Genomic DNA, 22,211 nt, shown 5'->3' on the forward strand with positions numbered 1-22,211 from the left:
TGAAGAAGTGAAGAAATATCAATAGAACTGGTCGAAGTGCACCTGTTCGAACGACACCTTGCGCGCCAGCAGCATCTTCTGGATCGCCTGGCCCATCGCAGGAGGACCCGCAAAGTAGATTTCCATGTCGCGCAGGCTGTCACCGAACAACGACTCGGCCAGTTCGTGCACATAGCCAGTGTGACCGTCCCATGGGTCGCCACCCGCATCCGAAACGGCCGCGTCGAAATGAAGATGCTTGCCGAAACGCTCGAGCGCTTCGAGCATGTCACGTCCGCACACATCGCGCGGCGTACGACCGCCGTACAGGAAGTGCAGTTTGACGTCCTGCATTTCCTGGTCTGCGGCCACGCCGCGCGCAATCGATATCATCGGGGCAAGGCCCGAACCGCCGGCGAGACACAGAATGTCACGCTTCACGTGCCGACGCAGATAAGCCATACCGTAGGGGCCATCGATCTCGATCTGCTCGCCCGTCGCCAGTTTGTCGAAGAGCGCATTACTACCCTGACCATTCGGTACGCGGCGCACCTGGAAATCGAGGACCTTTGCATCCGAGCCGTGAACGATGTTGCTCATCGAATAGGCTCGTTGACCGTGAACACCGGGGAGCGCCAGTAGTGCGTATTGTCCTGGTTCGAATCGCATGTCATCCGAAAGCTCGAAACGGAACTCTCCGATGTCGTGCGTAACGGGGCGGCGCGATGTGAGCGTACCCGTCACGCGCTTCGGTTGATGGATGGGCGCGTAGTGCTGATTGGGACGCAACTTGATTGTGCAATCGCCTCGCGGCACGCTCTGACAGCCGAGATAACGACGGCGCTCCCGATCCTTCGCTGTCCAACCAGGTGCCTCGGGCCATTTGGCGTCAACGTCACCTTCGATCAGTTCGAATTTGCAATTACCGCACGCACCTACGTTGCACTCGTACGGAAATGCGATGTGGTTACGAAGTGCCGATCGCAACAGCACGTCATCGTTGGCACATTCGAACGACTGATCAGTACCCGCGAGCGTGATGCGATGTTTCTGGTTATTCACGAGAGTCTCATTCATGTCGAAGTATTCGCACTTTTCGCCTATTTGCTGGTGGCTTACACGAAAGAACCGCGGCTTCTTACGCCGTTACCGCCAGATTTTTCACGGATCGAACGAATACCCATTTGAACAGCGGAACTACAAACTCAGATCGATTGGTGCTTCTTGCCTTCTTCCGCGATCATCGCCTCGCGTGCGCCTTCGCTGAACGGCGTTTCACGCTTGAGTAGAATGGCGACCGAACGAACCTTCTGCGACTCCGGATCACGGCCCGGCGGCAGCGTGCCGTTTTCGACGAGTGCACGTGCAGACTTCATAATTCGGCTGCGCATCATGATGATGCCGTTGTCGGTGCCCACCAGGTTCTCTCTCGTACGATCCTGGATCGGCCCCATGCTCTCCTGAAGCGAAGCGTCCTGCATGGCGATGCCTTCGACACCGCTGTACGTCGTGCCTGCCCTCTGTGCTGCCCGGTCCATCAGATAGTTGTTCGTCTTGTTTTGCTCGGGAACGTAGTTGCTGCCCGGCACGTAGCGCACGTGAATGCCCTTGCCGTCTTTCATCGCCTGCACTTCTGCTTGCGTCAGATCGCGCGTGGGATGGTAATCGAAGCTCCAGGCCCAGCAATGGTGATCATCGATCGGCACCCAGAAGTGGCCGTGCACCGGGTGGTCGCCGCGCGGAGGAACCATCGTGAAGCAAGGCATGACCCACGGCGTGATGCGCCAGTAATACTGATCGTCCTCCGCATTGCGCCGCACGCCGATTGCCAGACCGCCCGGCGCTTCGAGAACCTCGAACACCGGAGAGAGGTCGTTCAGGTTGTACTGGTTGCCCTTCGCGCCCTTGAACAGTGGATCGGAGTTGAGGCTACCGCTGTGCAGGAACGAAACGTGACTCGAATCGATGCCGCCTTCGAGTGCCTGCAACCAGTTGCATTCCTGGATCCGCTTGCTCATGAACGACTGGGATGTCGGCACGGTCGAGAATTCCCATGCAGGCAGAGGCGGCTGCTGATCGGCCGGCCCCATGTAGACCCAAATGACGCCGCCCTGTTCGACGAGCGGATACGATTTCAGCTTGATCCTTTGCGCGTAGCCGCTTTCCTTCGCTTCGGACGGCACCTCGGTGCACTGACCGGTCACGTCGTATTTCCAGCCGTGGTACGGACAGCGAATACCGCCTTCCTCATTACGGCCGAACCATAGCGACACGCCACGGTGTGCGCAGAACTCATCGATCAAGCCCAGCTTGCCTTCCGAATCCCGGAACGCAAGCATGCGTTCCGAGAGCAGTTGCAGGCGAACCGGTTCGCCGCCCGGTTGCGCCAGCTCTTCCGACAGAAGCGCCGGCAGCCAGTAACGACGGAATAGTTCGCCCATCGGCGTGCCGGGACCGGTTTGTGTGACGAGATCGTTTTGTTCTTTTCTCAACATGGTATGTCCCTCAAGGTTGCTGTTTTCTCGCGCGACGCAGTTTAGTGACGCTTGCAATCTGCTTGCGTCTTGCGTTCTTTTATACAGAACGCTGTTCACAACACAAGAACAAAGTTATCATTGGACCCACAACATGTCAACGATGGAGATTCCCTATGAGTCACGCTTGTGCATTTGCTCACCTCTGCCACGCAGCAGACGTAGCTGAAGGAAAAGCGATCAAGGTCGAAAAGAACGGCCTGACGCTCGCCGTATTCAACATCCAGGGCGAATATTTCGTAACGAACGACACCTGCACGCATGGTCCGGGCTCGTTGTCAGAAGGCTATATCGATGGCGACACCGTGGAATGCGATTTCCACAACGGTTCGTTCAATATCAAGACCGGCGAAGTTGTCGCGCCGCCGTGCATGATTCCCCTCAAGACGTACAAGACGCACGTCGACGATGGCATGATCGTGATCGAAACGGATGGCGAATGAAATAGATGCGCCAGGCACATTCAAAAGATGCCTGGCGCATGCCCTCCCCCGCGGCGTCAAATAGCTTTGTCAGTGCACGACCTCTACTTTCTCTTCACGACCAAGGTCAGGCCGCTCTTCACGCCTGCCATAGCTGATGTCGCCTCCGCGATCTGCGCGAACCTGTCGCCGAGCACGAATTGCACTATGACGGGCGAACGTCCATTTCTTAGCCGCACGCAACCCTTTAACCGCAAAAGCGATTCGCCGTACTGCGATGTCAGTTCGCGTAAGCGCGTACACAGTGCGCTGCTATCCGGCACGTCGTCCATCGCGACGAAATGTGTAATCGCCCCATGCGTACGAGTCAATCGCGAAAGAGGTACGTCAGGAACGACGGCGCGCTCAGCGCGCTTCGCAGGCCGAAAAATCGGCGTGAGCGCGTCATGTAGCCGGAGACTGCCGTTAGCCGAATGCAGAATGTGCGAGCCAGCGTAATGGTCGGCTATTAGCGATTCCGTAGCATCGACTTCTACCTGGTCTGCAAGATCCGTATGAGTGAGGATCACCACATCTGCAGCCCGCAACTGCGCACGCGCCTCGTCAAAGCGTGCGAGCTTGGTGGCCGCGTGATGCGCCGCAATCGTCGTGAACGTACCGGCGATGCAATAGCGCTCTTTCACGAGCGAATTCAGTGTCAGTGACGCGATAAGCGGACCCGGATCAGCCAGCCCGGTCGTTTCGATCACCACCATTCCGAAGCGTGGGATGCTGCGATGCAGTCGTGCCCAGAATAGCGTTTCAAGTGCTTCGTTCAGCGCCGGCAGTCCGTTACAACATACGCACGCTTCTGCGAGCAGCGTCGACGTATCGGCTGCAAATCCAGGTGTCGCATGATCAAGGTCTACTTCACCAATTTCGTTGACGATAAGTGCCGCGTTCGAAAACGGCACTTCCTTCATCCAGCGTGCAAGCAGCGCAGACTTCCCGCTGCCGAGAAAGCCGGTCATCACATAGATCGGTATGCGTTCGCGGTGCATGTTTGACGCCGGATTCCATTACGCGCGGAGCTTGCCGGCATGATAGGCCCACACTTTTTGCAGCAGATTCGGTTTCCACAGGTTACGACCGATCGTTTCGACCTGTTCTGGCGAAAGAACCATCGGCTCACCGATTTGTTGCGCAAGATACTGACGATGCGCGTTCTCTTCGAGATAAAACGCGAGCACGAACGCTTCAAGAATGCCTTCGGCCGCGATCACCGCGCCGTGCGATTTGAGCATGGCGACGCGGTGTGCGCCGAGACATTCCGCCAGTTCTTCACCGAGAGGTTTTTTGTTGATCGAAGCAGTCTTCGGGAACTGCTGAATCTCACCGAGCACCGACGCCTGCATGATCACCGGTTTCACGGCATTACCGGTCATGCTGAAGAGCGTGGACCAGGTAGGGTGCGTATGCACGACCGAATTGACGTCGGGACGTTGGCGATAGATCTCCGAGTGAATGTGGAACTCCATCGGCGGGACTGCATCGCCTTCAATCAGGTTGCCGTCGAAATCGATCGTCACGATGTCATCCACGGTCAATGCGCTACGCACCGATGCGCCCGAATTGATCAACATGTGGTCCAGGCCCGGAAGACGCCAGCTAAAGTGACCGTTGAAGTCGATCACTTCGGCGCGTTCGAGCATCAGGATTGCGTCGACGAGCTCTCTTTTCTGCTGCATATATTCACTCATCATGTTCACTTCCAAGGAATCAGCTTGCGTTCAATTTCGTTCAGCAGCAGCGAGATGCCGTAGCCGAGGATGGCAATAACAATCAAGCCCACATACATCTGTTCGACCGAAAGCAATTCCCACGCATTCCAGATCATGTAGCCTAGACCGCTTTTCGAGCCGATCATTTCGGCAATGGCGATCAGCATGAGGCCCAGACCGAAACCCAGCTTGATACCGCTCATGATGTGCGGCACGGCGCCGGGCAGTGCGATAGTACGAAATACCTGCCATGGATTCGCGCGAAAGTTGCGGCCCACGTCCAGATAGATCTTGTTGATTTCGAGCACGCCCGTAGTCGTATTGATGAGCATCGGATAAAAGACGCCAATGGCGACCATCGCGATTTTCGACGCTTCGCCAAGACCGCAAATCAGCATTAGCAGCGGAAAGATCGCGCTCTTCGGAACCGGATAGGTTGCAGCAATCAGAGGTTCGAATACGGCGCGCAGCGGCTTCGACAGACCGGTTGCAACACCGAGCAGCAGTGCAGGAATGCCGCCGATCAATCCGCCCCACAAGAGACGCAGAAGCGTCGCTGAGGTGTTAACCCATAGCGAGCCGTCCTTGACGAGCGCGATAAAGGTGCTGAAGATCTGCGTGGGCGCAGGGAAGAAGCGCACATCAATGAGACCCGTCTGCGCTGCGGCCTGCCATAGCAGCAGTAGCAAAATGGGCGACGCAATACTGATCATTCGATCGCGTTGCACCTTACTTACTTTGCGTCGTTTTGACGGCGTAGTGCTCAAAATAGTACTCATGCTCTCACACCGAGGTCGCGCGAACGCACGCGCTCGACTTCCTCGCGCAATTCGGCCCAGATTGAATAAACAAATTCCCCGTAGTCCGGTTGTGCACGCAGTTCAAGCACCGAACGTGGCCGCTGGAAAGGAACGTTAATGATGCGTTTCGCGCGACCAGGCTGCGCTGTCATGATCATGATGCGGTCCCCCAACGTCGCCGCTTCGTCCACGCTGTGTGTGATGAACAGCACCGTTTTTCGCGTTTCATCCCAGATGCGAAGCAATTCCTCCTGCAACAGAAGCTTGTTCTGTTCATCGAGCGCCGAGAATGGTTCATCCATCAACAGGATGTCCGGATCGTTCGCGAACGCACGGACGATCGAAACGCGTTGCCGCATACCGCCCGAGAGTTGATGAGGATAAGCCTTCGCAAACCGGGTAAGGCCTGTGCGATCAAGGTAGTAGTCAACCGTCTCGCGAATGTGCGCCTTTGGCACACCGCGAAGCGTCAGCCCATAAGCTGCATTGTTGAACACCGTCATCCACGGAAATAGCGAATCGCCCTGGAAAACCATCGAATTCCCCGGCCGATTCTCAGCGGGCGACGTGATTTCGACCGTTCCGCTCGTAGGAGATTCGAGATTCGCAAGGATACGCAGCAGCGTAGTTTTGCCGCAACCGGATGGCCCAACGATCATGAAAAAACAGCCGGTAGGGATTTCGAGCGAAATATTGTCGAGCGCCGTCACCGTGCCGCCTGCCGTCTCGAACGATTTCGTGAGATTGCTGAGCCGGATCTTCACGGACACGTCTTCTATCGTGCGTGAATCAATCGTTGCCATAAAACACGTTCCTGTTATTTCGTACGCGGCTGGTACGGGCCAAGCGCCGCGTCTGCTGCTTCCGCGAATGACGGATCGACGAGCTGGGACACCGTGACGTTACCCTTCACGTCGCCGTGACTCTTGAAGTACGACAGGTCATTCTCAAGGCTCGCGATGTTGAGCTTGCCATCGGGATTCGTGCCTTGAGGAACGATGCTGCGATAGAGCGAGGCATCCTTGATTGACGTGTACTGAGTCAGGATCGAAATCACCTCGTCCGCGTTCGGGCCCGCGATCTTGCCTTCCTTGAGCGCATCGTTGTAATCGCGCGCCGCGCGCAGATAGGCACGCATGAACGCCTTGGCCGTGTCCGGATGAGCGTGGATGAACGTGTCCGAATAGAGCAGGACGGCAAGCTGATGATTCGGGTAAATCTGGTCATCGCCCATCACCCGGATGGCCGCACCACTGCGAACAGCCTGCGTAGCGGAAGGCTCGGTTGTCAGAGATGCGTCAACGGCCTTGTTTTCGAGCGCCATCACGTGCTGAGGAAAGCCGAGATAGACGCGCTCAACGTCACCCGGTTTAAGACCTGCTCTTTTGAGCGCTTCGTTCATCGTGGAGGTAGAAGCGCTGCCGGTTGCGCTACCGGCAATCTTCATGCCTTTCAGGTCTGCAAGCGTCTTGTAACGACCGCTCTTGACGAGATCCGCACGCACGAGCAACGGCTGATAACCATAGCCCGGCGGGGTCGATCCCTTGTCCGCAACGATCTTGATACCGATGCCGCGCGTTACGGCGTTGTAAAGCCCTGCGGACGGAGAGCCGCCGGCGACCTCCAGTTGCCCGGAACCGAGCGGGGCAACCATTTTCGCTCCGGAATCGAACGGAATGAATTTCGCGTCGATGCCTTCGGCGCGGAAGTAGCCTTTCTTGTCGGCAATGAAGAACACGACATCACTGCTTGCATCCGCAATTCCCACATGAACGGTCTGCAAGCCTGCGGCGACCGCTGCGGCCGAGCCCAGCATGAAACACATGGCCAGCGCCGCGCCCATAATCCTGATGCCTCTCACTGCCTGTCTCCTTGATTAGATTTTTATGGCTATCGGGTGCACTACATCAGTTTTGGGATTCGGCACAAGTGGTGCTACCCTTAACTCCTACGCCCAAAAATATGTTCCTATATACGGAACCATACGTGTTATAATGGAACGAATTGAGTTTCCCTTTGATCAGATGCAAAAGTCAAGGCAAACGGGACGGGCCTAGGGTTAGTCCGCATGTGTCGGGAGAGAGCGCCGCCGGAATACGTCCGGTCGCGCTTATAAATAGAAGATTGCGGTCCGTGACTATGGGGCGCGAGATTTGGAGGATGGGTAAATTGGACGCGAAAGCCATGCTGAACAATGAAACGGAAGCGGAACAGGATGGACCGCGCAGGCTGTCATCGGTCACGGCGGCATTGCGGCTACTGAAGTTATTTTCCGAAGAGGAGCCCGAGCTGGGCATCAGCGTATTGTCCAAGCGCATGAGCCTCGCAAAGAGCACCGTGCATCGCCTGTGCGCTGCGTTGCTCGCTGAGGGAATGCTGGAACAGAACCCGGATAACGGCCGTTATCGCCTCGGCGTCCAATTGTTCACCCTTGGCGGCCTCGTGCGCCGACGTTTCGACGTGACAAAACAGGCGCTGCCGTTCTTGCACGTGTTGCGCAAACAGACCGACGAAACCGTACACCTTGCGATTCTGGATGATACGAGCGTCGTTTACATGTTCAACCTGGAGAGCGAACAGGCAATCCGTATGCGCTCGTATATCGGCGTGCGCAAATCTGCCTGCTATACAGCGGAAGGGCACGTACTGCTCGCGTTCAGCACACCGGATATCGTTTCGCGCGCGATCAGGCAGGGACTCGTTGCGCAAACGCCCAAGACGAACACGGATACGCAAGTGTTTCTGAAAACGCTCGAGGAAGTGCGTCGCGACGGTTATGCGATCGATGACGAGGAATCGGAAGTCGGCATGCGCGGCATTGCTGCGCCCGTGCGTGACACTACGGGCAATGTGGTCGCAGCGATCGGTTTCGGCGGACCTGCGCAACGTCTCACGAAGAAGGCGCTGCGTGCAGCGGTGCCTCATTTGATCGGCGCCGCCGACGGCATATCTGCAACTCTCGGCTATCACCGTTGAGATTGCCCCGGTGGGGCATGCGGTATTCGCTCGATCCTTGCAAAATCTGGCGGTAGCGGCGTTTGACGCCGCTCGTAGCAAAGCTTTCTGCACTCGGCCGTAGCAAGGAGAATATGTTGAAACGCGACATTAATCGATGGTGGACGGTAGTCGGCGGTGCGATCTGTCTCTCTGTCGGTGCAGGTGTGTTGTCGGCATTCATGTTCGGCATGTTTATCAAGGCGATCGCGGCCGAGAATCACTGGAGCCGCGCACAGGTGTCCCTCGGCCTGACTGTCTTCGAGTTTTCGATGGGACCGGGAACGATCCTTCTCGGTTCGCTCATCGACAAAATGGGGGTGCGTCGTCCTACCCTGCTATTTCTGATCCTGTTTGCGCTGTCCACGGCGCTCGTGGGTGTGTTGCCGGCATCTCCATGGATATTCGCACTGGCATTCCTTGCGGTCGGTCTGTTCGCGCCCAGCACGAACGCGCTGCCCTATGCGAAAGTCATTTGTGCCCGCTTCGATCATCAGCGTGGTCTGGCGCTCGGTTTGATGGTCGGCGGTACGGCAGTCGGCGCGATGTTCATGCCGCACTATGCGGGTTACCTGCTGATGCACTTCGGATGGCGTGCCGGTTACTTCGGCGTCGCTGCGTTGATGGCCGTGTTTTCCGTTCCCGCGCTCTACTTTCTCGTCAAGATGCCGCCAGGCGTCGACGAAGAGCTTGTGCGTAAAACCCATGCAGCGAGACACGAACTACCGTCGCTCTGGACACTTTTCCTCAACGATCACACGTTCCGTCTGTTGGGACTTTCAATCATCTGTGTGTCCGGTGTGCTGCTCGCGTTGCTCTCTCAGCTCGTACCGATGATGACCGATCGCGGCGAGACGGTCATGGCTGCTGCAACGATGCTGTCGATCGCCGGTTCTACATCGGCGGTTGGCCGTCTGTTCGCTGGCTGGTTGATGGATCGGGTTCACGCGCCCTATTGTGCCGCGATGTCGTTCGCGCTCACGCTTGTCGGTGTGCTCATTCTCGCCTCGGGTGCAACCTCTTATACAGCAATGATTGCTGCCGGACTGATCGGCATTTCGATCGGCGCGGAAGCAGACATCATCACGTTCATCGTCAGCCGCTACTTCGACCTGCGCCTGTTTGGACGCGTCAGTGGTGCGATGTGGATGGCGTGGGGATGGGGCGCCGGCATCATGATCTTCGCATCCGGGCTCTCGTTCGACCTCACCCACTCCTACCGGATCGCCCTCTGGACGTTTTCAGTCTTTGTTTCGATCGCCGTGGTCTCGATCATGCGTCTCGGGCCATACGTGTATCCCGAACAACGTGACCCGAAGAAGCGTGCCCCACTCGCGGCGAGCACCTCAGCCTGATTCCCGATACATCTCCCGGTGTTGATTAGGGTGCCTTTGGTGCCCTTTTTTATTCACGATAACTTCTACCCTCAAGGCGCTGTGTCCCCATAGGCACGGCGCTTTTTTATTTTCCGTAACCCAACGAGCGCAGAGATCGCGCAAAAACCGATTGCCGGGCATCTGAACAGCATGCTACAAATAGGAGCTACATCAGAACGCAGTTCCCTTATATGGAACATAACTCAACCCCTTGTCTACTTCGTGCCATGTCTACCATCGAAGAATCTGCTGCCTCATCCGCAGCGCAAAAAATCGCGTTATGGGACATATTCACAACCTTCGTGCGGATCAGCGTGATGTCGTTCGGCGGCAGCACTGCCGCGTGGTCCTATCGCGCCGTCGTGGAGGAACGCAAATGGCTGGATAACGATGCCTTCGTCGCTGGTATGACCCTGTCGCAAGTCATGCCCGGCGCGAATCCGGTCAATGTCTCGCTATATGTCGGCCAGCGTCTGCGCGGGCCGCTCGGCGCGCTTGTCGGCGCGCTCGGCATGATTGCGCCGGCCCTTGTCGTCGTGCTCGTATTGGCAGTGCTCTATACGCATCTCTCGGGCTATCCGCTCACGCACTTCCTGCTGCTCGGTATTGCCGCTGCCGGCGTCGGCGCGACGTTCTCGATGGGCGCCAAGGTCGCGGTGCGCATCGAGCGCAAGCTGCTGCGCTACGTGTTTGCCGTCGTCGCGTTCGTCGCGGTCGGTGTGCTGCATTGGCCTACCGTGCCTGTCGTGCTAGTACTCGCGCCACTCAGTATTCTTTGCGCTGCTATGGAAAACTAAATGGATAACGTCCTGCTGCGAATCATTCTTCTGTTCGCGCCGCTTTCCGCGTTGTCGTTCGGCGGCGGCCAGACCATCATTGCCGATATCCAGATTCAAAGCGTGTCGGTCTACCACTGGCTTTCGGGTCAGGAATTCGCTGACCTGTTTGCTATCTCCCGAGTATCCCCTGGGCCGACCACCCTCATTTCCGCGCTGATCGGCTGGCATCTGGAAGGCTTTGTAGGCGCGATCGTTGCGACGCTCGCTATGTATATCCCATCATCGACGGTATTCGTGACCGTGACGCTGTTCTGGCATAAGAGCGAAGGTACGCGTTGGCGTCGCGCCATCGAGCGCGGGCTGGCACCTGTCGCCGTTGGTCTGATTTTCGCTGGGGCTATCGCGGTGATGCAATCCATGCACGCGACTACGCTCGCATGGGCGACAACGGCTATTGCCGCTTGCGTCGTCTATTTCACCAAGCTCAATCCGTACATTCTGATGTCGGCCGTAGCGCTAGTTTACGTGGCCGTGTTCTACATGCCGCTCTGACGGAACGAAAACAGGCTGCGGATGCTGCCCGTTTTTGCGTCGAGATCTCAGAAGTGATGGCGAATGCCCGCCGCGATCGACAACTGGCTGCTCCCGCTCGAAGCCATGATCGAATTGATGACCGCCGGTGCTCCGGCCGAAGCACACTGATAGATCGCTTCAATGTATAAATCAGTGCGCTTCGACAGCGTGTAATCGGCTTGCAGTGCAGCCTGATTCCAATGCGCGTCCGTACCTATCGTGTACGTGTACATGCCGCAAGGTGACAGCGCAGCGCCCGCTTGCCACGTTTCGTTGATTTCCACCACCGCCCAAGTCCTCAGAACCTTGCATGCCGCAAAAAATGCCGTCGATCAGACCTGATGCCAACTGAAATGCATGCCCACCGCCGACATTGTTCACCCAGACGGCGCTAGCATCGATTTCACCGTACAGGGTTACCCTGTTTTGAGCCAGCGCGGTCGAACCGACTGCGCCAAGTGCTGCCATCAAGCCAATGACGGTCGATTCCACGACGAAGGCGTTTATTGTTCCTTTCCGCCAATCGTGATTACACTTCTACTTCATCGAAACGCCGCCATTTGTAGACGATTGTAGAAGCGAGCCAGATGAACGCGCACAATCCGATAATTGCATAGCCGAGCATCCCGAAGTTATCTCCGATCGCACCGATTCCGTCCCAGAACGCGCCGTTCAGATGCAACTTGTCCGCGATCAGGCCTAGTGCTTCTACCCCGCCAACGCCGATTGCGACAACCGCCGAGACCAACGTGATCGTCATGTTGTAGTAGAGCTTGCGGATCGGCTTCATGAACGCCCAGCCGTACGCGCCCAGCATCAGGATGCTGTCGGTCGCGTCAATGAGCGACATTCCTGCCATGAATAGTGCGGGAAATACCATGATCGACCAGATAGGCACGCCGTGTGACGTCTGGGTAGCCGAAACACTGAGCAATCCGATCTCGGATGCCGTATCAAAGCCGAGTCCGAAGAGCACCCCGAGCGGGTACATATGCCAGCCGCGCGTAATCAGGCGGAACATCGGTTTGAAAATGCGCGCGAGCAGGCCGCGATTGGCGAGCAGCAGGTTCAAATCTTCTTCGTCATAACGCTCGCCCCGGCGCACGCGCATAAATGTAGCGAACACGGATTTGAGCACGATGAGATTGATTGCGGCGATCACGAACAGGAATCCGGCCGATACCAGCGTGCCGATCACGCCGCCGATCTCCTGAAACGCCTCGAAGCGATGTTGCAACGCCATGGCCGTAGCTGCGATCGCAGCGGTTGCAGCGATGACGATGGTTGAATGACCCAGAGAGAACATGAAACCAACCGTCACCGGCCGCTGCCCTTCCTGCATGAGCTTGCGGGTCGCATTGTCAATGGCGGCGATATGGTCGGCGTCGACCGCGTGACGCAGCCCAAAGCTGTAGGCAAGAAAGGCCGTACCGAGCAGTACCGACTGGCCGTGAAACGCGATGAATGCCCACGCCCACGCTCCGACATTGAAGACGGCCAGCAGCGCATACATCGCAGCGATTCGGCCTCGAATATTCGCGCCGGCATCGTTGAACAGGAACTTCAGGAATCTCATCATTCACGTCTCCACCGAAAGATCGTCATACGCGAACCGCACATCACGCATACTTATCCAAAGAATCCTCATACTCTTGTCGAAAAATGCTTGTTCCGTATATGGGAACCAAATATCTTTATCCGGAACGATCTGTGAGAATAATGAGGGCTATGCTAAGGTGGTGTCAAGACACAACGTCCGCGAAATGGATAGCCGACATGCAACGCATCACGATTACGATCGACGATTTCCTGCTCGCGAGGCTAGACGACACGATGAAGCGGCACGCCTACAACAGCCGCTCAGAGGCGCTACGTGACATCCTGCGCGCCCATCGTTCAAAGGAATTGTTGGCCGATGCCCACGCGCAATGTGTCGGCACGTTGACCATCGTCTTTGAGCACGGCGTACGCGAGCTCGCGCAGCGCCTATCGGATGCGTATCACGCACAACACGCGCTGATCGTTAGCAGCAGTCGCATTTATCTCGATCACGACAATTGCCTGGAAGTGATCGTGCTGCGCGGCGAAGTGGATACGATTCAGCAGTTCGCATGGTCGCTTGCGTCACAGCGTGGCGTGCGCAACAGCAACCTGCATCTGATGCCGCTGATGGAAGAGAGTGCGCCGCCACACGAGCATCTGCACGTGTGACGGCGTGTGTTGCTTCAGCGCTTAGTCGTGACTGCTCGAGTGGTCATGCGCGTGATCCGCATGGTGGTGATGCCCGTGATCAGCGCCGTGACTATGGTCATGATCGTGATGATGGTGATGGCCGTGTGCGTGTGCATGGTCGTGATGTTGATGCTTGCCTGCGGTTACGTGGTGATGATGACGATGTACGGTGCCATCCTCGTGCGTATGCCATTCGGACGTATCGGACTTACCGTGCAGGCTCGGGTCTTCGCTGAACATGAGTGATTTGACCGTCACAGGCACGGTGCGCGACGGCATACGGATGCGGCCCAGATCGACGTAATCGAGCCCTCGCAGCGAAACGCCATCGATCACGAAAAGGTCGTTTCCTTCCAGTGTTTCGCGCAGCAGGTTGCCGAGCGAATTGGCAATGTCACCATCAGCGATGACGTATAGCGGCTTGCCGGCAGCGACGGTCGATGGATTTGCGTCAATCAGCCCGCGCGCGAGCGCAGCCAGACGCGAATATTCCGGCGGCCCCGCCCAGCGCACCACGATTGCCACGTCCTGCTCACCCTCTTTCAGGTCGTAGCGCTGGAAGCTCTTGCGCAGCGACTCGACGACCGCCGCCGGGTCGATCACTTCGGGCATGCGTTCTTCGATCGGCACGACCTGCATATTCTTGCGCGGCAGCAGATTGCGCGGATTCGAAATAAAAGTGGTGTTGCCGCTCAACTGGATGCTGTATTCGGAAGCGCCGAGAACGGTCGCGCGAATGCACTCGATGGCAGGCAGAAGCGGCCAGGGCACTTGATTTTCTCGCAAGCGCCGACGCACCGCAGAGCCGAAAAGTTTCCCGAGGTCCAGGAAGTCGCGCGATTCGCGCTCGTACACATATTCGCCTACACCACCCGAGAAGATCAGACCATCCAGCTTGCCCAAATCAGCAATCGGATCGGTCAGGAACAGAGAATTCAGATCATCCGCGGTGAAGCGCTCGCCCAGTACACGCACAAGCGTCTGTGCCATCCAGTCGGCAACCCGTTCAAGCTGCTCGCGCGTCGTTTGACTACCGATTTCCCAGGCGAATCCCGCTGCCCGTGCGTGTTCCTTGCCTGCCGGGTCGAGGCGCGTAATGCGCCCTTCCTGGTCCGTCACGATCAATCGTCCACCGAGGTGGACTGCCGCCGTGCCGATCACGTTGCCGGAATCGACCAGACCGAGCTTGGTCGTGCCGCCGCCGATATCGACATTGAGCACGCGCTTTTTATGCTCGTGCGAATACTTGGCCGCACCCGAACCATACACGGCCAGCATTGCTTCCATGTGATGCCCGGCAGTCGCGCAGACGAATTCGCCGCCCTGTTCGGCGAGCATATCTGCAATGCCTTCACTGTTCTCGCGACGTAGCGCTTCACCGGTCAGGATTACCGCACCCGTATCGATGTCGTCCGGACCGAGATTGGCTTCCTTGTACGCCGCAGCCACGATGCGCTCGAGCCCTTGAGTATCCATCTGCGTCTCGCTCAGATACGGCGTGAGCGAAATCGGGCTCTGATAGATCGGTTCGCGCCCCACGATGATGTAACGGCTTGAAAGCTCCTCAGCGATGCGCCGCATGTGGATGCGTGAGAAGACAAGCTGCGTACCCGACGAACCGATGTCGATACCTACGCTGTTCAGAACGACGTTATCAAGCAGCCATACGGCCTCCTGATTCGTTTCGGACTCTGGAAAATCGTGGTCGTGATCATGATCAGCATCGTCACCGTGCTCATGGTCAGGATCGTAACCGTATAGGTGGTCGTCAAGCGAATGAACGGTTGCATCGTTCGACATAAGCGTCTCCGGTTTGTGTTGCGTATGTGCAGCGATCATACCGTAGCTAACGCGACGTTAGTAGCTCAAAAATGGAACGCACATCCACATATAAGAATCGGCCCTTTGAGAGAATGGCCTCGCTGATCGGTTGCACAACGAACAAAGCCACTCTGGAACCATTAAAACTGTCCATCTTAGGGCTAACCCGCACCCTCTATAACTTGACAAATATCAACCAGGCGCGCCCAATACGCATGCTGACCTGTATATAGAAACGCCGTTCCGTATATAGGAACACACGAAATGAAGTTACGCGAGGAGAGAGTTGGTGGAGCTTCAACTTGATGTCACCAATACGCCGCCCCGATTCTGGAAGCGGCTCGATTCAAAATGGCTGGTGGTCGGCAGCGCAATCCTCATCGTCGCGATACTGGCGTTGATTCCGCTTTGTTTCCTGCTTTGGCAGAGTTTCATGACGCCGCAAGGTGCAGATACGCCTTCGGTATTTACCCTCAACAATTACCGGATTGCGTTCGGCAGCGCCGACTCCTGGTCGGCTTTCGCCAATTCGGTGGAATTCGCCATTGGTGCCGCACTCGTTTCGTTCGTTATCGGCTCGGGTCTTGCCTGGATCAACGAGCGCACCAATACACCTTTGCGCCAATTCTTTTCGGTCGTGACGGTCGTTCCGCTCATCAATCCGGCTATCCTCTTCACGATTGCCTGGATTCTGCTCGCTAGCCCGAAAATCGGCGTGCTGAACGTTGCGCTGATGCACGGGTTGGGTCTTTCGCATCCGCCGTTCAACATCTACAGCATGGGCGGGATGATCTGGATCGATGGATTGCAATATTCCCCCATGGCTTTCCTGCTGATGTCGGCAGCGTTTCGTGGCATGGACCCGTCGCTGGAAGAGTCCGCCATCATGAGCGGCGCAAGCGTGTTCAAGACGACGTTCAGCATCACATTCCGCCTTGCAGTGCCTGCAATCGTCTCGACAGTGCTGATCCTCTTCGTTCGGGCCGTCGAATCGTTCGAGGTGCCTGCGCTGATCGGATTGCCGGTAAAGATTCAGGTGCTCACGTCATCGATCTACGAGGCATTGCAGCAATATCCAACGCCGACTGGACTGGCCGCTTCGTATTCAACCATCCTGCTGCTCATCACTTCGGTCGGCATCTTTATTCAGAGCCGCCTGCTTGCCAAAGGCGGCAAATTCACGACGGTCACCGGCAAAGCGTTCCGTGCACGCGCAATCGACCTCGGAGCATGGCGCTACCTCACCGCGGCGATCTTTGTGCTGTATGCGCTCGTGATCGTGGTGCTGCCTCTGCTCGTACTGCTGTGGTCGTCTTTCCAAAAGTTTTACGCGCCGCCGTCCATGGAAGCTCTGCGTCACCTGACGCTCGATTCGTACCGCTACATATTCAGCTATCCGGAACTCAAGGAAGCCGTCGGCAACAGTTTGCTTCTCGGGTTTTCGTGCGCAACGGGTGTGATGCTGCTTTCCGCCATCGTGTGCTGGATCGTGATCAAAACGAAGATTCGAGGCCGTTGGCTGCTGGATAACCTTGCAACGCTTCCGATGGTTTTTCCGGGTCTCGTGTTGGGTCTCGCATTCATGATCTTCTTCCTTAACGTGAACATCGGAATCTACGGCACGTTATGGATTCTCCTGATCGCATATGTCACACGATTCATGCCCTACGGGATGCGTTATACGCAAACCTCGATGGTTCAGCTGTCAAAGGAACTCGAAGAATCGGCGCAAATGTGTGGCTCTGGCTGGGGCACGACGTTCTTTCGTATCGTTTTACCGCTGCTCAAGCCGGGTTTGATGGGCGGCTGGATTTACGTGTTCATCGTGTCGATCCGTGAACTGTCCGCTTCCATCCTTCTGTACAGCCCCGGTAGCGAAACGATTTCCGTCGTGGTGTGGGAACTGTGGCAAAACGGGCAATACGTCGAACTGTCGGCATTGAGCGTCATGTTCGTGATCGGTCTGCTCGCGCTCGTCTCGTTCGCGCAGTGGGTGGGCAGCAAGTTCGGCGTGAAATCGGTCTGAGTTCGCCGTAACACAAATTATTGAGACGACAATGCTGAATATTCAGAATCTGAACACGGTGTATCTCGACAGTCACGGCGTGAAGGTCGCGGGCATCGAAAATGTGAGTTTCGAGGTTCCTGAAGGCAAGCTGTTCACGCTGCTCGGCCCGAGCGGCTGCGGTAAATCCACTACCCTGCGCTCGATCGCGGGTCTTGAGAAACCCGATGGCGGAAAAATCACTGCGAACGGCGTGACCGTCTTCGATGCTGATCGCAAGACCTTCGTGCCGCCGAACAAACGTCAGTTTGGCATGGTGTTTCAGTCGTACGCCATCTGGCCGCACATGACCGTGTTCAAGAATTGCAGCTTTCCGCTCGAAGTCGGCACGAAGAAATTCACCAAACAGCAGATTGCCGACAAGGTCATGCGCGCGCTCACCGCAGTCGGCCTCGACCATGCAGCGGATCGTGATGCAACGAAGATGTCCGGCGGTCAGCAGCAGCGTTTGGCACTCGCCCGCGCGATCGTGATGGAGCCGAAACTGCTATTGCTCGATGAGCCGCTGTCGAATCTCGACGCAAAGCTGCGCGACAAGATGCGTTTCGAACTCAAGCGTCTGCAACGCGAGCTGAAAGTCACGACGATCTACGTCACGCACGATCAGGAAGAAGCGCTCGCCATGTCGCACGAAATCGCGATCATGAAAGACGGCCACATCGTCCAGAAGGCGCGCCCTCGCGACATCTACGAGCAACCGGCCAACCGGTTCGTGGCGGATTTCATCGGGACGACAAGCTTTGTCGACGGCACGGTCCGAACCACGGAGGGTCAGAAGTTGACCGTTGATTCGGCGATCGGTTCGATCACGGTGGACCACAGTGAGGGCATGACCGTCGGTGCAAAAGCCGTAGTGTCGTTGCGCCCGGAGAACCTTGAAATCTTCGATAGCAAGCCGACGATCGAACATGGCAATGTATTCGAAGGTACCGTCTATTCAAAAGTATTCCTTGGCGAAACGCTTGATTTGCAGATCAAAGTCGGTGAACAGATTCTGCTCGCACGTGCGCATCCGTCGCATCGCGAGCCGGTTGGCGCGAAGATCTGGGTCACCATCGACCCGGCCCGCTGTATCGCGTTGAACCCGCAATAACTTCGCTGTATCAACAAGGAGGCACTATGTCTGAAGCAAACATCGACCCGAACGCGATGTATGAGGAAGATCAGCGCGCTGAAGAATCGCATCACAGCGCCGCTGGTAATGTGAAGAATCGCGTATTCGTCCGTGGCATCGAAGGCGCGTACAACCTGAATACAGAACTGGAGCGTCTGCGTTCCGTTCCGCGCGTGCGCAAAGGTAAAGAAGTCAAGTTCAGCAAGGGACCCCAGACCTTCAGCCGCCACTATGTGCAGCCGAAGAACGGCATCACGCAGACGTTCCACATCCACCTCGAAGAATACTCGCCTGGCGGTCATTCGCAGAAGCACGGCCACGTGAACGAAGCGGCGTTCTACATTCTCGACGGCATCGGTTACGAAGTGCACGACGGCATCCGCTACGACTGGGAAGCCGGCGACATCGCGATCGTGCACAACAACTGCGTGCACCAGCACTTCAACCGCAGCCTGGACAAACCCGCGCGTGCGCTCGTCATCAAGACGAAGCCGATGTTCATGTTCATGAACATGCTGTTCCAGAAGACTGTAGAACCCCGCCCTGACGAGCCGTCTCCGACCGGTGCCGGTTTCGTCGCACGCATGGAAGAAACTGATTTCAATCATCCGGAAGGAGGCTACTGATCATGGCATGGAGCGAATCGGGAAACTGGCTGGCCGGCGAGGAAAATAGCGCGCTTTACAAGGGCCTGCTGGAAAACGCCGAACAAGCCTCGGAGCGTAACGCCAAGCGCGCAAAGATCGTGCGGCCTGAGAACATGCCGTGGGAAATGTCGCGTCAAGGCTTGCTCAAGCACCTGCTGAACGAAGGCATGAACACGCGCATGGAGACGGTCGACGCGTACATGCAGATCATCCCGCCGGGCAGCAAGTCGGGCAAGCACCGTCATCTGGCGGAAGAGTGCCTGTACGTGCTCGAAGGTCGCGGCTATGACCTGCACCAGGACTACGACGTCGAAATCGTCGATCAGTACGCGTGGAAGCCGGTCGGTGAAGTCAAGCGCTTCGAATGGGAAGCCGGCGACGTGATCTATATTCCGCCTGGCACCGCGCACCAGCACTTCAACGCAGATCCGGATCGCCCCGTGCGCCTGATTTCCGCGATCAACCGCATTTTCTGGAAGAGCGGCCTCAACGATCTGCAGCAACTCGAAGACGCGCCGGAATACGATCCGGCCGTGACGCTCACAGCCGAGAAGATTCGCGAGTACCTGAAGAACACGGCAACCGTCTAAGGAGTGCCTCAATCGGTTAGCTTGCGGGTCTGCGGGCTATCTTGTCGTGTAAGAACAAGCATTGAATGGAGAAGTAAATGAGCAAGAACGCAGTTGTTTCCGAGGACATGGCGAAGAAATTCGCTACCGAGAAGGAAACGGCATATACGCGCTGGATTGCCGAGCAAGGCCTGGACATCATCGACGGTCACTACATCCCGGACCTCCGTACGGTCGATCTGAAGGATTGGGCGCGTCGCGGCGGCAAGGGTGTTTACATCAACCACGAAGCGTCGCGCACGTCGAACGACTGCTACGTCTGCGAAATTCCGCCGGGCAAATCGCTCGCACCGCAGCGCCAGTTGTTCGAAGAAATGATCTACGTCCTGAGCGGCCGGGGATCGACTACCGTTCGCAACGAAGCAGGCGCGGAAGTCACGTTCGAATGGCAGGCGGGCGCCCTCTTCGCCATCCCGCTGAACTGCTGGCATACGCACTACAACACGTCTGGCAAGGATGCCGCGCGTTTCGTCGCGGTCACGAACGGCCCTCCCACGATCAACGCGCTCGAAGACATCGATTTCATTTTCGGCACCGCGTACGATTTCAAGAACCGTTTCAACGGCGAGCCCGACTACTTCGCTAACGGCGGCGAACAGAAGGGTCTGCTAATGGACACGAACTTCGTCGCTGACGCGGTGAACCTGCCGCTCATCAGTGCCGCTGAACGTGGTGCCGGCGGCGGTCACATCCGCTTCAACATGGCGCGCGGATCGCAGAATAGCCATATTTCGCAGTTCCCGACCTCGACGTACAAGAAAGCGCACTCGCACGGCCCAGGCGCGCACGTGATCATCATGAGCGGTTCGGGCTACTCGATGATGTGGCGTGAAGGCGAAGAGCCGAAGCGCTACGACTGGCAAGCCGGTTCGCTGATCACGCCGGCCAACGGCGAGTTCCACCAGCACTTCAACACCAACCCGAATCCGTCGCGTTACCTCGCCCTCAAGCACGAAGTCGTATCGCAGCGCAATTCGCAAGGCGTGCCGAAGGCGTGGATTTCGCGTCGCATCGGCGGCTGCCAGATCGACTACGCGGACGAAAATCCCGTCATCCGTTCGACGTTCTCGGCGGAGCTGGAAAAGATCGGCCTCGCGATGCAGATGGACGGCGCGTACGAGAAGGAACTCGAAACGCTGCCGCCGCTCGCAAGCCCTGTCGGTGAATCTCTGTCGTTGACCCGTTAAATCGCCACGGCTGAAAAGCTGGGTATGTCATTTCGACGTACCCGGCGATAACAAACACTTCGGAGAGAGGTGATGAACAAGATGTTCCGCCTTGCAACAATCGCTGGGCTGCTCAGCGCCACGCTGACGTTCATCGGTTCCAGTCCGGCTCTCGCGGCCGGTTATGTATCGAGCGAACCCGTCGCACAATACAGCGGCGCGGATCGCATGCAAAAACTGGTCGCTGCGGCCAGGCAGGAAGGCAAACTGACGGTGTACTCGTCCCTGCCGCCCGATGATTTCGATCCGGTCATCAAGGCGTTCGAGCAGAAATACGGCGTACACGTCACTGTTTGGCGCGCAAGCGCTTCCGGCATTCTGCAACGCGCCATTTCGGAAGGCCGTGCCGGCCGCTACGAAGCCGACGTGTTCGAAACCAACGGCCCGCAGCTCGAAGCGATGTATCGTGAAAAGCTGTTGCAGCCGGTCAGCTCGCCCGTTCTGAAATCGCTGATTCCCGCCGCGATTCAGGACAACAACGCGTGGACGGCGACGCGCCTGAACGTGTTCACCGTCGCGTACAACACGAACCTGATCAAAAAGGCCGATCTTCCGAAGACGTACCAAGAACTGCTCGAGCCGAAGTGGAAAGGCAAGCTCGGCGTGGAAGGCCAGGACTCGCTGCCGTGGTTCGCGCAAACCGTGCACAACCTCGGCGGTCAACCGGGTATCGACCTGTTCAAGCAGATCGTTGCCAAAAACGGCGTGTCGGTGCGTCGCGGCCATACGCTCGTAGCGAATCTGGTCGCCTCGGGTGACGTGCCGATGGCTTTCGGCATCTACAACTACAAAGTCCAGTCCATGAAGGAGGCAGGTGCGCCTATCGACTGGTTCTCAATCGGACCGGCTATCACCCAGCCGAACGGCGTCGGCGTCGCGCACATGCTCAGGCATCCGAACGCAGCGGTCCTGTTCTATGACTTCCTGCTCACGGATGGTCAGGCCATGTATGCGGCACACGATATGGCCGTGACGAATACGACGGTCAAGCGCAAGCTGCCGGACGTGGCGATGCAGGTCATTTCGAACAAGGACATCATCGACAACCAGGCTAAAAACCAGGCGTTGTTCGATAGCGTGTTCAACGGCACGTAATGAATGCCGGGGCGGGGAAGTTGCTCCGCCTGTCTGATCCTCGCCTCGAATGGCAGTAGTTCTGTTTTGAGGCGACATGTTAGCGCTTTGAAGTCCGACCGGCATCCAGTCAGCGCCGCGTCACATCTCAAATGCAGTGCCGTAGTCATTCCCGTGCCGGCACAA

22 protein-coding genes and 1 pseudogene are annotated in these 22,211 nt (G+C 57.1%); 12 read left to right on the plus strand and 11 right to left on the minus strand.

Annotation, left to right across the window (positions count from 1 at the left end; all coding sequences use genetic code 11):
- Positions 1 to 18: 18 nt before the first annotated feature.
- Positions 19 to 1,056 carry a 2Fe-2S iron-sulfur cluster-binding protein gene (locus EVC45_RS34795; protein WP_248295371.1) on the minus strand — a complete coding sequence of 346 codons (1,038 nt, stop codon included), beginning with the start codon at positions 1,054 to 1,056 and terminating at the stop codon, positions 19 to 21.
- A gap of 128 nt (positions 1,057 to 1,184) precedes the next feature.
- Positions 1,185 to 2,474, minus strand: coding sequence for an aromatic ring-hydroxylating dioxygenase subunit alpha (locus tag EVC45_RS34800; RefSeq protein WP_129962685.1), 1,290 nt, complete (start codon positions 2,472 to 2,474; stop codon positions 1,185 to 1,187).
- Between the two features lie 155 nt (positions 2,475 to 2,629).
- On the opposite strand from EVC45_RS34800, the gene EVC45_RS34805 reads away from it, so the two are divergent.
- Positions 2,630 to 2,956: a non-heme iron oxygenase ferredoxin subunit gene (locus tag EVC45_RS34805; protein ID WP_129962686.1), complete on the plus strand. Its 327-nt coding sequence runs from the start codon at positions 2,630 to 2,632 to the stop codon at positions 2,954 to 2,956.
- An 83-nt stretch (positions 2,957 to 3,039) separates the two neighbouring features.
- Here EVC45_RS34805 and EVC45_RS34810 read toward each other — a convergent pair whose 3' ends face one another.
- From EVC45_RS34810 to EVC45_RS34830, 5 genes are all read right to left on the minus strand, one after another.
- Positions 3,040 to 3,975: a GTP-binding protein gene (locus tag EVC45_RS34810; protein WP_129962687.1), complete on the minus strand. Its 936-nt coding sequence runs from the start codon at positions 3,973 to 3,975 to the stop codon at positions 3,040 to 3,042.
- Between the two features lie 18 nt (positions 3,976 to 3,993).
- Positions 3,994 to 4,677, minus strand: a complete 684-nt coding sequence (locus tag EVC45_RS34815; RefSeq protein WP_306770824.1) for a class II aldolase/adducin family protein — start codon at positions 4,675 to 4,677, stop codon at positions 3,994 to 3,996.
- Positions 4,678 to 4,679: 2 nt separating this feature from the next.
- Positions 4,680 to 5,408 carry an ABC transporter permease gene (locus EVC45_RS34820; protein WP_248295373.1) on the minus strand — a complete coding sequence of 243 codons (729 nt, stop codon included), beginning with the start codon at positions 5,406 to 5,408 and terminating at the stop codon, positions 4,680 to 4,682.
- 62 nt (positions 5,409 to 5,470) lie between these two features.
- Positions 5,471 to 6,298 (minus strand): ABC transporter ATP-binding protein, encoded by an 828-nt coding sequence (locus tag EVC45_RS34825; RefSeq protein WP_129962689.1) that lies wholly within the window; start codon positions 6,296 to 6,298, stop codon positions 5,471 to 5,473.
- Positions 6,299 to 6,312: 14 nt separating this feature from the next.
- Positions 6,313 to 7,338 carry an ABC transporter substrate-binding protein gene (locus tag EVC45_RS34830; RefSeq protein ID WP_129962690.1) on the minus strand — a complete coding sequence of 342 codons (1,026 nt, stop codon included), beginning with the start codon at positions 7,336 to 7,338 and terminating at the stop codon, positions 6,313 to 6,315.
- Between the two features lie 227 nt (positions 7,339 to 7,565).
- Here EVC45_RS34830 and EVC45_RS34835 point away from each other — a divergent pair, with 227 nt between their 5' ends.
- From EVC45_RS34835 to EVC45_RS34850, 4 genes are all read left to right on the plus strand, one after another.
- Positions 7,566 to 8,471, plus strand: coding sequence for an IclR family transcriptional regulator (locus tag EVC45_RS34835; protein WP_248295374.1), 906 nt, complete (start codon positions 7,566 to 7,568; stop codon positions 8,469 to 8,471).
- 113 nt (positions 8,472 to 8,584) lie between these two features.
- A complete protein-coding gene (locus tag EVC45_RS34840; RefSeq protein ID WP_248295375.1) occupies positions 8,585 to 9,844 on the plus strand; it encodes an MFS transporter in 1,260 nt (419 codons plus the stop codon).
- Positions 9,845 to 10,092: 248 nt separating this feature from the next.
- The gene (locus tag EVC45_RS34845) at positions 10,093 to 10,662 is read left to right on the plus strand and encodes a chromate transporter (protein ID WP_168991592.1); all 570 of its coding nucleotides are present in this window, start codon (positions 10,093 to 10,095) and stop codon (positions 10,660 to 10,662) included.
- Positions 10,663 to 11,196 carry a chromate transporter gene (locus EVC45_RS34850; RefSeq protein ID WP_129962692.1) on the plus strand — a complete coding sequence of 178 codons (534 nt, stop codon included), beginning with the start codon at positions 10,663 to 10,665 and terminating at the stop codon, positions 11,194 to 11,196.
- Between the two features lie 47 nt (positions 11,197 to 11,243).
- Here the strand turns inward: EVC45_RS34850 and EVC45_RS47105 are convergent, their stop codons facing one another.
- From EVC45_RS47105 to EVC45_RS34860, 3 genes and pseudogenes are all read right to left on the minus strand, one after another.
- Positions 11,244 to 11,501: a porin gene (locus EVC45_RS47105; protein WP_248295376.1), complete on the minus strand. Its 258-nt coding sequence runs from the start codon at positions 11,499 to 11,501 to the stop codon at positions 11,244 to 11,246.
- A 52-nt stretch (positions 11,502 to 11,553) separates the two neighbouring features.
- Positions 11,554 to 11,685 (minus strand): annotated as a pseudogene (locus EVC45_RS48025) (porin); the annotation flags it as partial.
- Between the two features lie 61 nt (positions 11,686 to 11,746).
- On the minus strand, positions 11,747 to 12,796 hold the full coding sequence (locus EVC45_RS34860; protein ID WP_129962694.1) for a HoxN/HupN/NixA family nickel/cobalt transporter: 1,050 nt from the start codon (positions 12,794 to 12,796) through the stop codon (positions 11,747 to 11,749).
- Positions 12,797 to 12,993: 197 nt separating this feature from the next.
- Between EVC45_RS34860 and nikR the strand changes: the two genes are divergently transcribed.
- The gene (gene nikR / locus EVC45_RS34865) at positions 12,994 to 13,428 is read left to right on the plus strand and encodes a nickel-responsive transcriptional regulator NikR (protein ID WP_168991593.1); all 435 of its coding nucleotides are present in this window, start codon (positions 12,994 to 12,996) and stop codon (positions 13,426 to 13,428) included.
- A gap of 21 nt (positions 13,429 to 13,449) precedes the next feature.
- Here the strand turns inward: nikR and EVC45_RS34870 are convergent, their stop codons facing one another.
- Positions 13,450 to 15,249, minus strand: coding sequence for an ethanolamine ammonia-lyase reactivating factor EutA (locus EVC45_RS34870; RefSeq protein ID WP_129962696.1), 1,800 nt, complete (start codon positions 15,247 to 15,249; stop codon positions 13,450 to 13,452).
- Between the two features lie 310 nt (positions 15,250 to 15,559).
- Between EVC45_RS34870 and EVC45_RS34875 the strand changes: the two genes are divergently transcribed.
- From EVC45_RS34875 to EVC45_RS34900, 6 genes are all read left to right on the plus strand, one after another.
- Positions 15,560 to 17,296: an iron ABC transporter permease gene (locus EVC45_RS34875; protein WP_248295377.1), complete on the plus strand. Its 1,737-nt coding sequence runs from the start codon at positions 15,560 to 15,562 to the stop codon at positions 17,294 to 17,296.
- A 31-nt stretch (positions 17,297 to 17,327) separates the two neighbouring features.
- Positions 17,328 to 18,428 carry an ABC transporter ATP-binding protein gene (locus EVC45_RS34880; RefSeq protein WP_129962697.1) on the plus strand — a complete coding sequence of 367 codons (1,101 nt, stop codon included), beginning with the start codon at positions 17,328 to 17,330 and terminating at the stop codon, positions 18,426 to 18,428.
- Positions 18,429 to 18,454: 26 nt separating this feature from the next.
- Positions 18,455 to 19,075 carry a cupin domain-containing protein gene (locus tag EVC45_RS34885; protein ID WP_248295378.1) on the plus strand — a complete coding sequence of 207 codons (621 nt, stop codon included), beginning with the start codon at positions 18,455 to 18,457 and terminating at the stop codon, positions 19,073 to 19,075.
- Positions 19,076 to 19,077: 2 nt separating this feature from the next.
- Entirely contained in the window at positions 19,078 to 19,686 is a 609-nt protein-coding gene (locus tag EVC45_RS34890; RefSeq protein WP_129962698.1) for a cupin domain-containing protein, read from the plus strand.
- Between the two features lie 77 nt (positions 19,687 to 19,763).
- Positions 19,764 to 20,912: a cupin domain-containing protein gene (locus EVC45_RS34895; RefSeq protein ID WP_129962699.1), complete on the plus strand. Its 1,149-nt coding sequence runs from the start codon at positions 19,764 to 19,766 to the stop codon at positions 20,910 to 20,912.
- A 72-nt stretch (positions 20,913 to 20,984) separates the two neighbouring features.
- A complete protein-coding gene (locus EVC45_RS34900; RefSeq protein ID WP_211193527.1) occupies positions 20,985 to 22,046 on the plus strand; it encodes an ABC transporter substrate-binding protein in 1,062 nt (353 codons plus the stop codon).
- Positions 22,047 to 22,211 lie beyond the last annotated feature (165 nt).

It is taken from the genome of Paraburkholderia sp. UYCP14C (assembly GCF_004197395.1).
GTDB lineage: Bacteria > Pseudomonadota > Gammaproteobacteria > Burkholderiales > Burkholderiaceae > Paraburkholderia.

What these genes read in the sequence shown, in the direction of transcription:
- EVC45_RS34815 (WP_306770824.1), bottom strand. Translation starts at nt 4,677, where the DNA reads ATGATGAGTGAATATATGCAGCAGAAAAGAGAGCTCGTCGACGCAATC.
- EVC45_RS34820 (WP_248295373.1), bottom strand. Translation starts at nt 5,408, where the DNA reads ATGATCAGTATTGCGTCGCCCATTTTGCTACTGCTGCTATGGCAGGCC.
- EVC45_RS34880 (WP_129962697.1), top strand. Translation starts at nt 17,328, where the DNA reads ATGCTGAATATTCAGAATCTGAACACGGTGTATCTCGACAGTCACGGC.
- EVC45_RS34895 (WP_129962699.1), top strand. Translation starts at nt 19,764, where the DNA reads ATGAGCAAGAACGCAGTTGTTTCCGAGGACATGGCGAAGAAATTCGCT.
- EVC45_RS34890 (WP_129962698.1), top strand. Translation starts at nt 19,078, where the DNA reads ATGGCATGGAGCGAATCGGGAAACTGGCTGGCCGGCGAGGAAAATAGC.
- EVC45_RS34845 (WP_168991592.1), top strand. Translation starts at nt 10,093, where the DNA reads ATGTCTACCATCGAAGAATCTGCTGCCTCATCCGCAGCGCAAAAAATC.
- EVC45_RS34850 (WP_129962692.1), top strand. Translation starts at nt 10,663, where the DNA reads ATGGATAACGTCCTGCTGCGAATCATTCTTCTGTTCGCGCCGCTTTCC.
- EVC45_RS34900 (WP_211193527.1), top strand. Translation starts at nt 20,985, where the DNA reads ATGAACAAGATGTTCCGCCTTGCAACAATCGCTGGGCTGCTCAGCGCC.
- EVC45_RS34810 (WP_129962687.1), bottom strand. Translation starts at nt 3,975, where the DNA reads ATGCACCGCGAACGCATACCGATCTATGTGATGACCGGCTTTCTCGGC.
- EVC45_RS34885 (WP_248295378.1), top strand. Translation starts at nt 18,455, where the DNA reads ATGTCTGAAGCAAACATCGACCCGAACGCGATGTATGAGGAAGATCAG.
- EVC45_RS34870 (WP_129962696.1), bottom strand. Translation starts at nt 15,249, where the DNA reads ATGTCGAACGATGCAACCGTTCATTCGCTTGACGACCACCTATACGGT.
- EVC45_RS34805 (WP_129962686.1), top strand. Translation starts at nt 2,630, where the DNA reads ATGAGTCACGCTTGTGCATTTGCTCACCTCTGCCACGCAGCAGACGTA.
- EVC45_RS34825 (WP_129962689.1), bottom strand. Translation starts at nt 6,298, where the DNA reads ATGGCAACGATTGATTCACGCACGATAGAAGACGTGTCCGTGAAGATC.
- EVC45_RS34830 (WP_129962690.1), bottom strand. Translation starts at nt 7,338, where the DNA reads ATGGGCGCGGCGCTGGCCATGTGTTTCATGCTGGGCTCGGCCGCAGCG.
- EVC45_RS34860 (WP_129962694.1), bottom strand. Translation starts at nt 12,796, where the DNA reads ATGATGAGATTCCTGAAGTTCCTGTTCAACGATGCCGGCGCGAATATT.
- EVC45_RS34840 (WP_248295375.1), top strand. Translation starts at nt 8,585, where the DNA reads ATGTTGAAACGCGACATTAATCGATGGTGGACGGTAGTCGGCGGTGCG.
- nikR (WP_168991593.1), top strand. Translation starts at nt 12,994, where the DNA reads ATGCAACGCATCACGATTACGATCGACGATTTCCTGCTCGCGAGGCTA.
- EVC45_RS34795 (WP_248295371.1), bottom strand. Translation starts at nt 1,056, where the DNA reads ATGAATGAGACTCTCGTGAATAACCAGAAACATCGCATCACGCTCGCG.
- EVC45_RS34800 (WP_129962685.1), bottom strand. Translation starts at nt 2,474, where the DNA reads ATGTTGAGAAAAGAACAAAACGATCTCGTCACACAAACCGGTCCCGGC.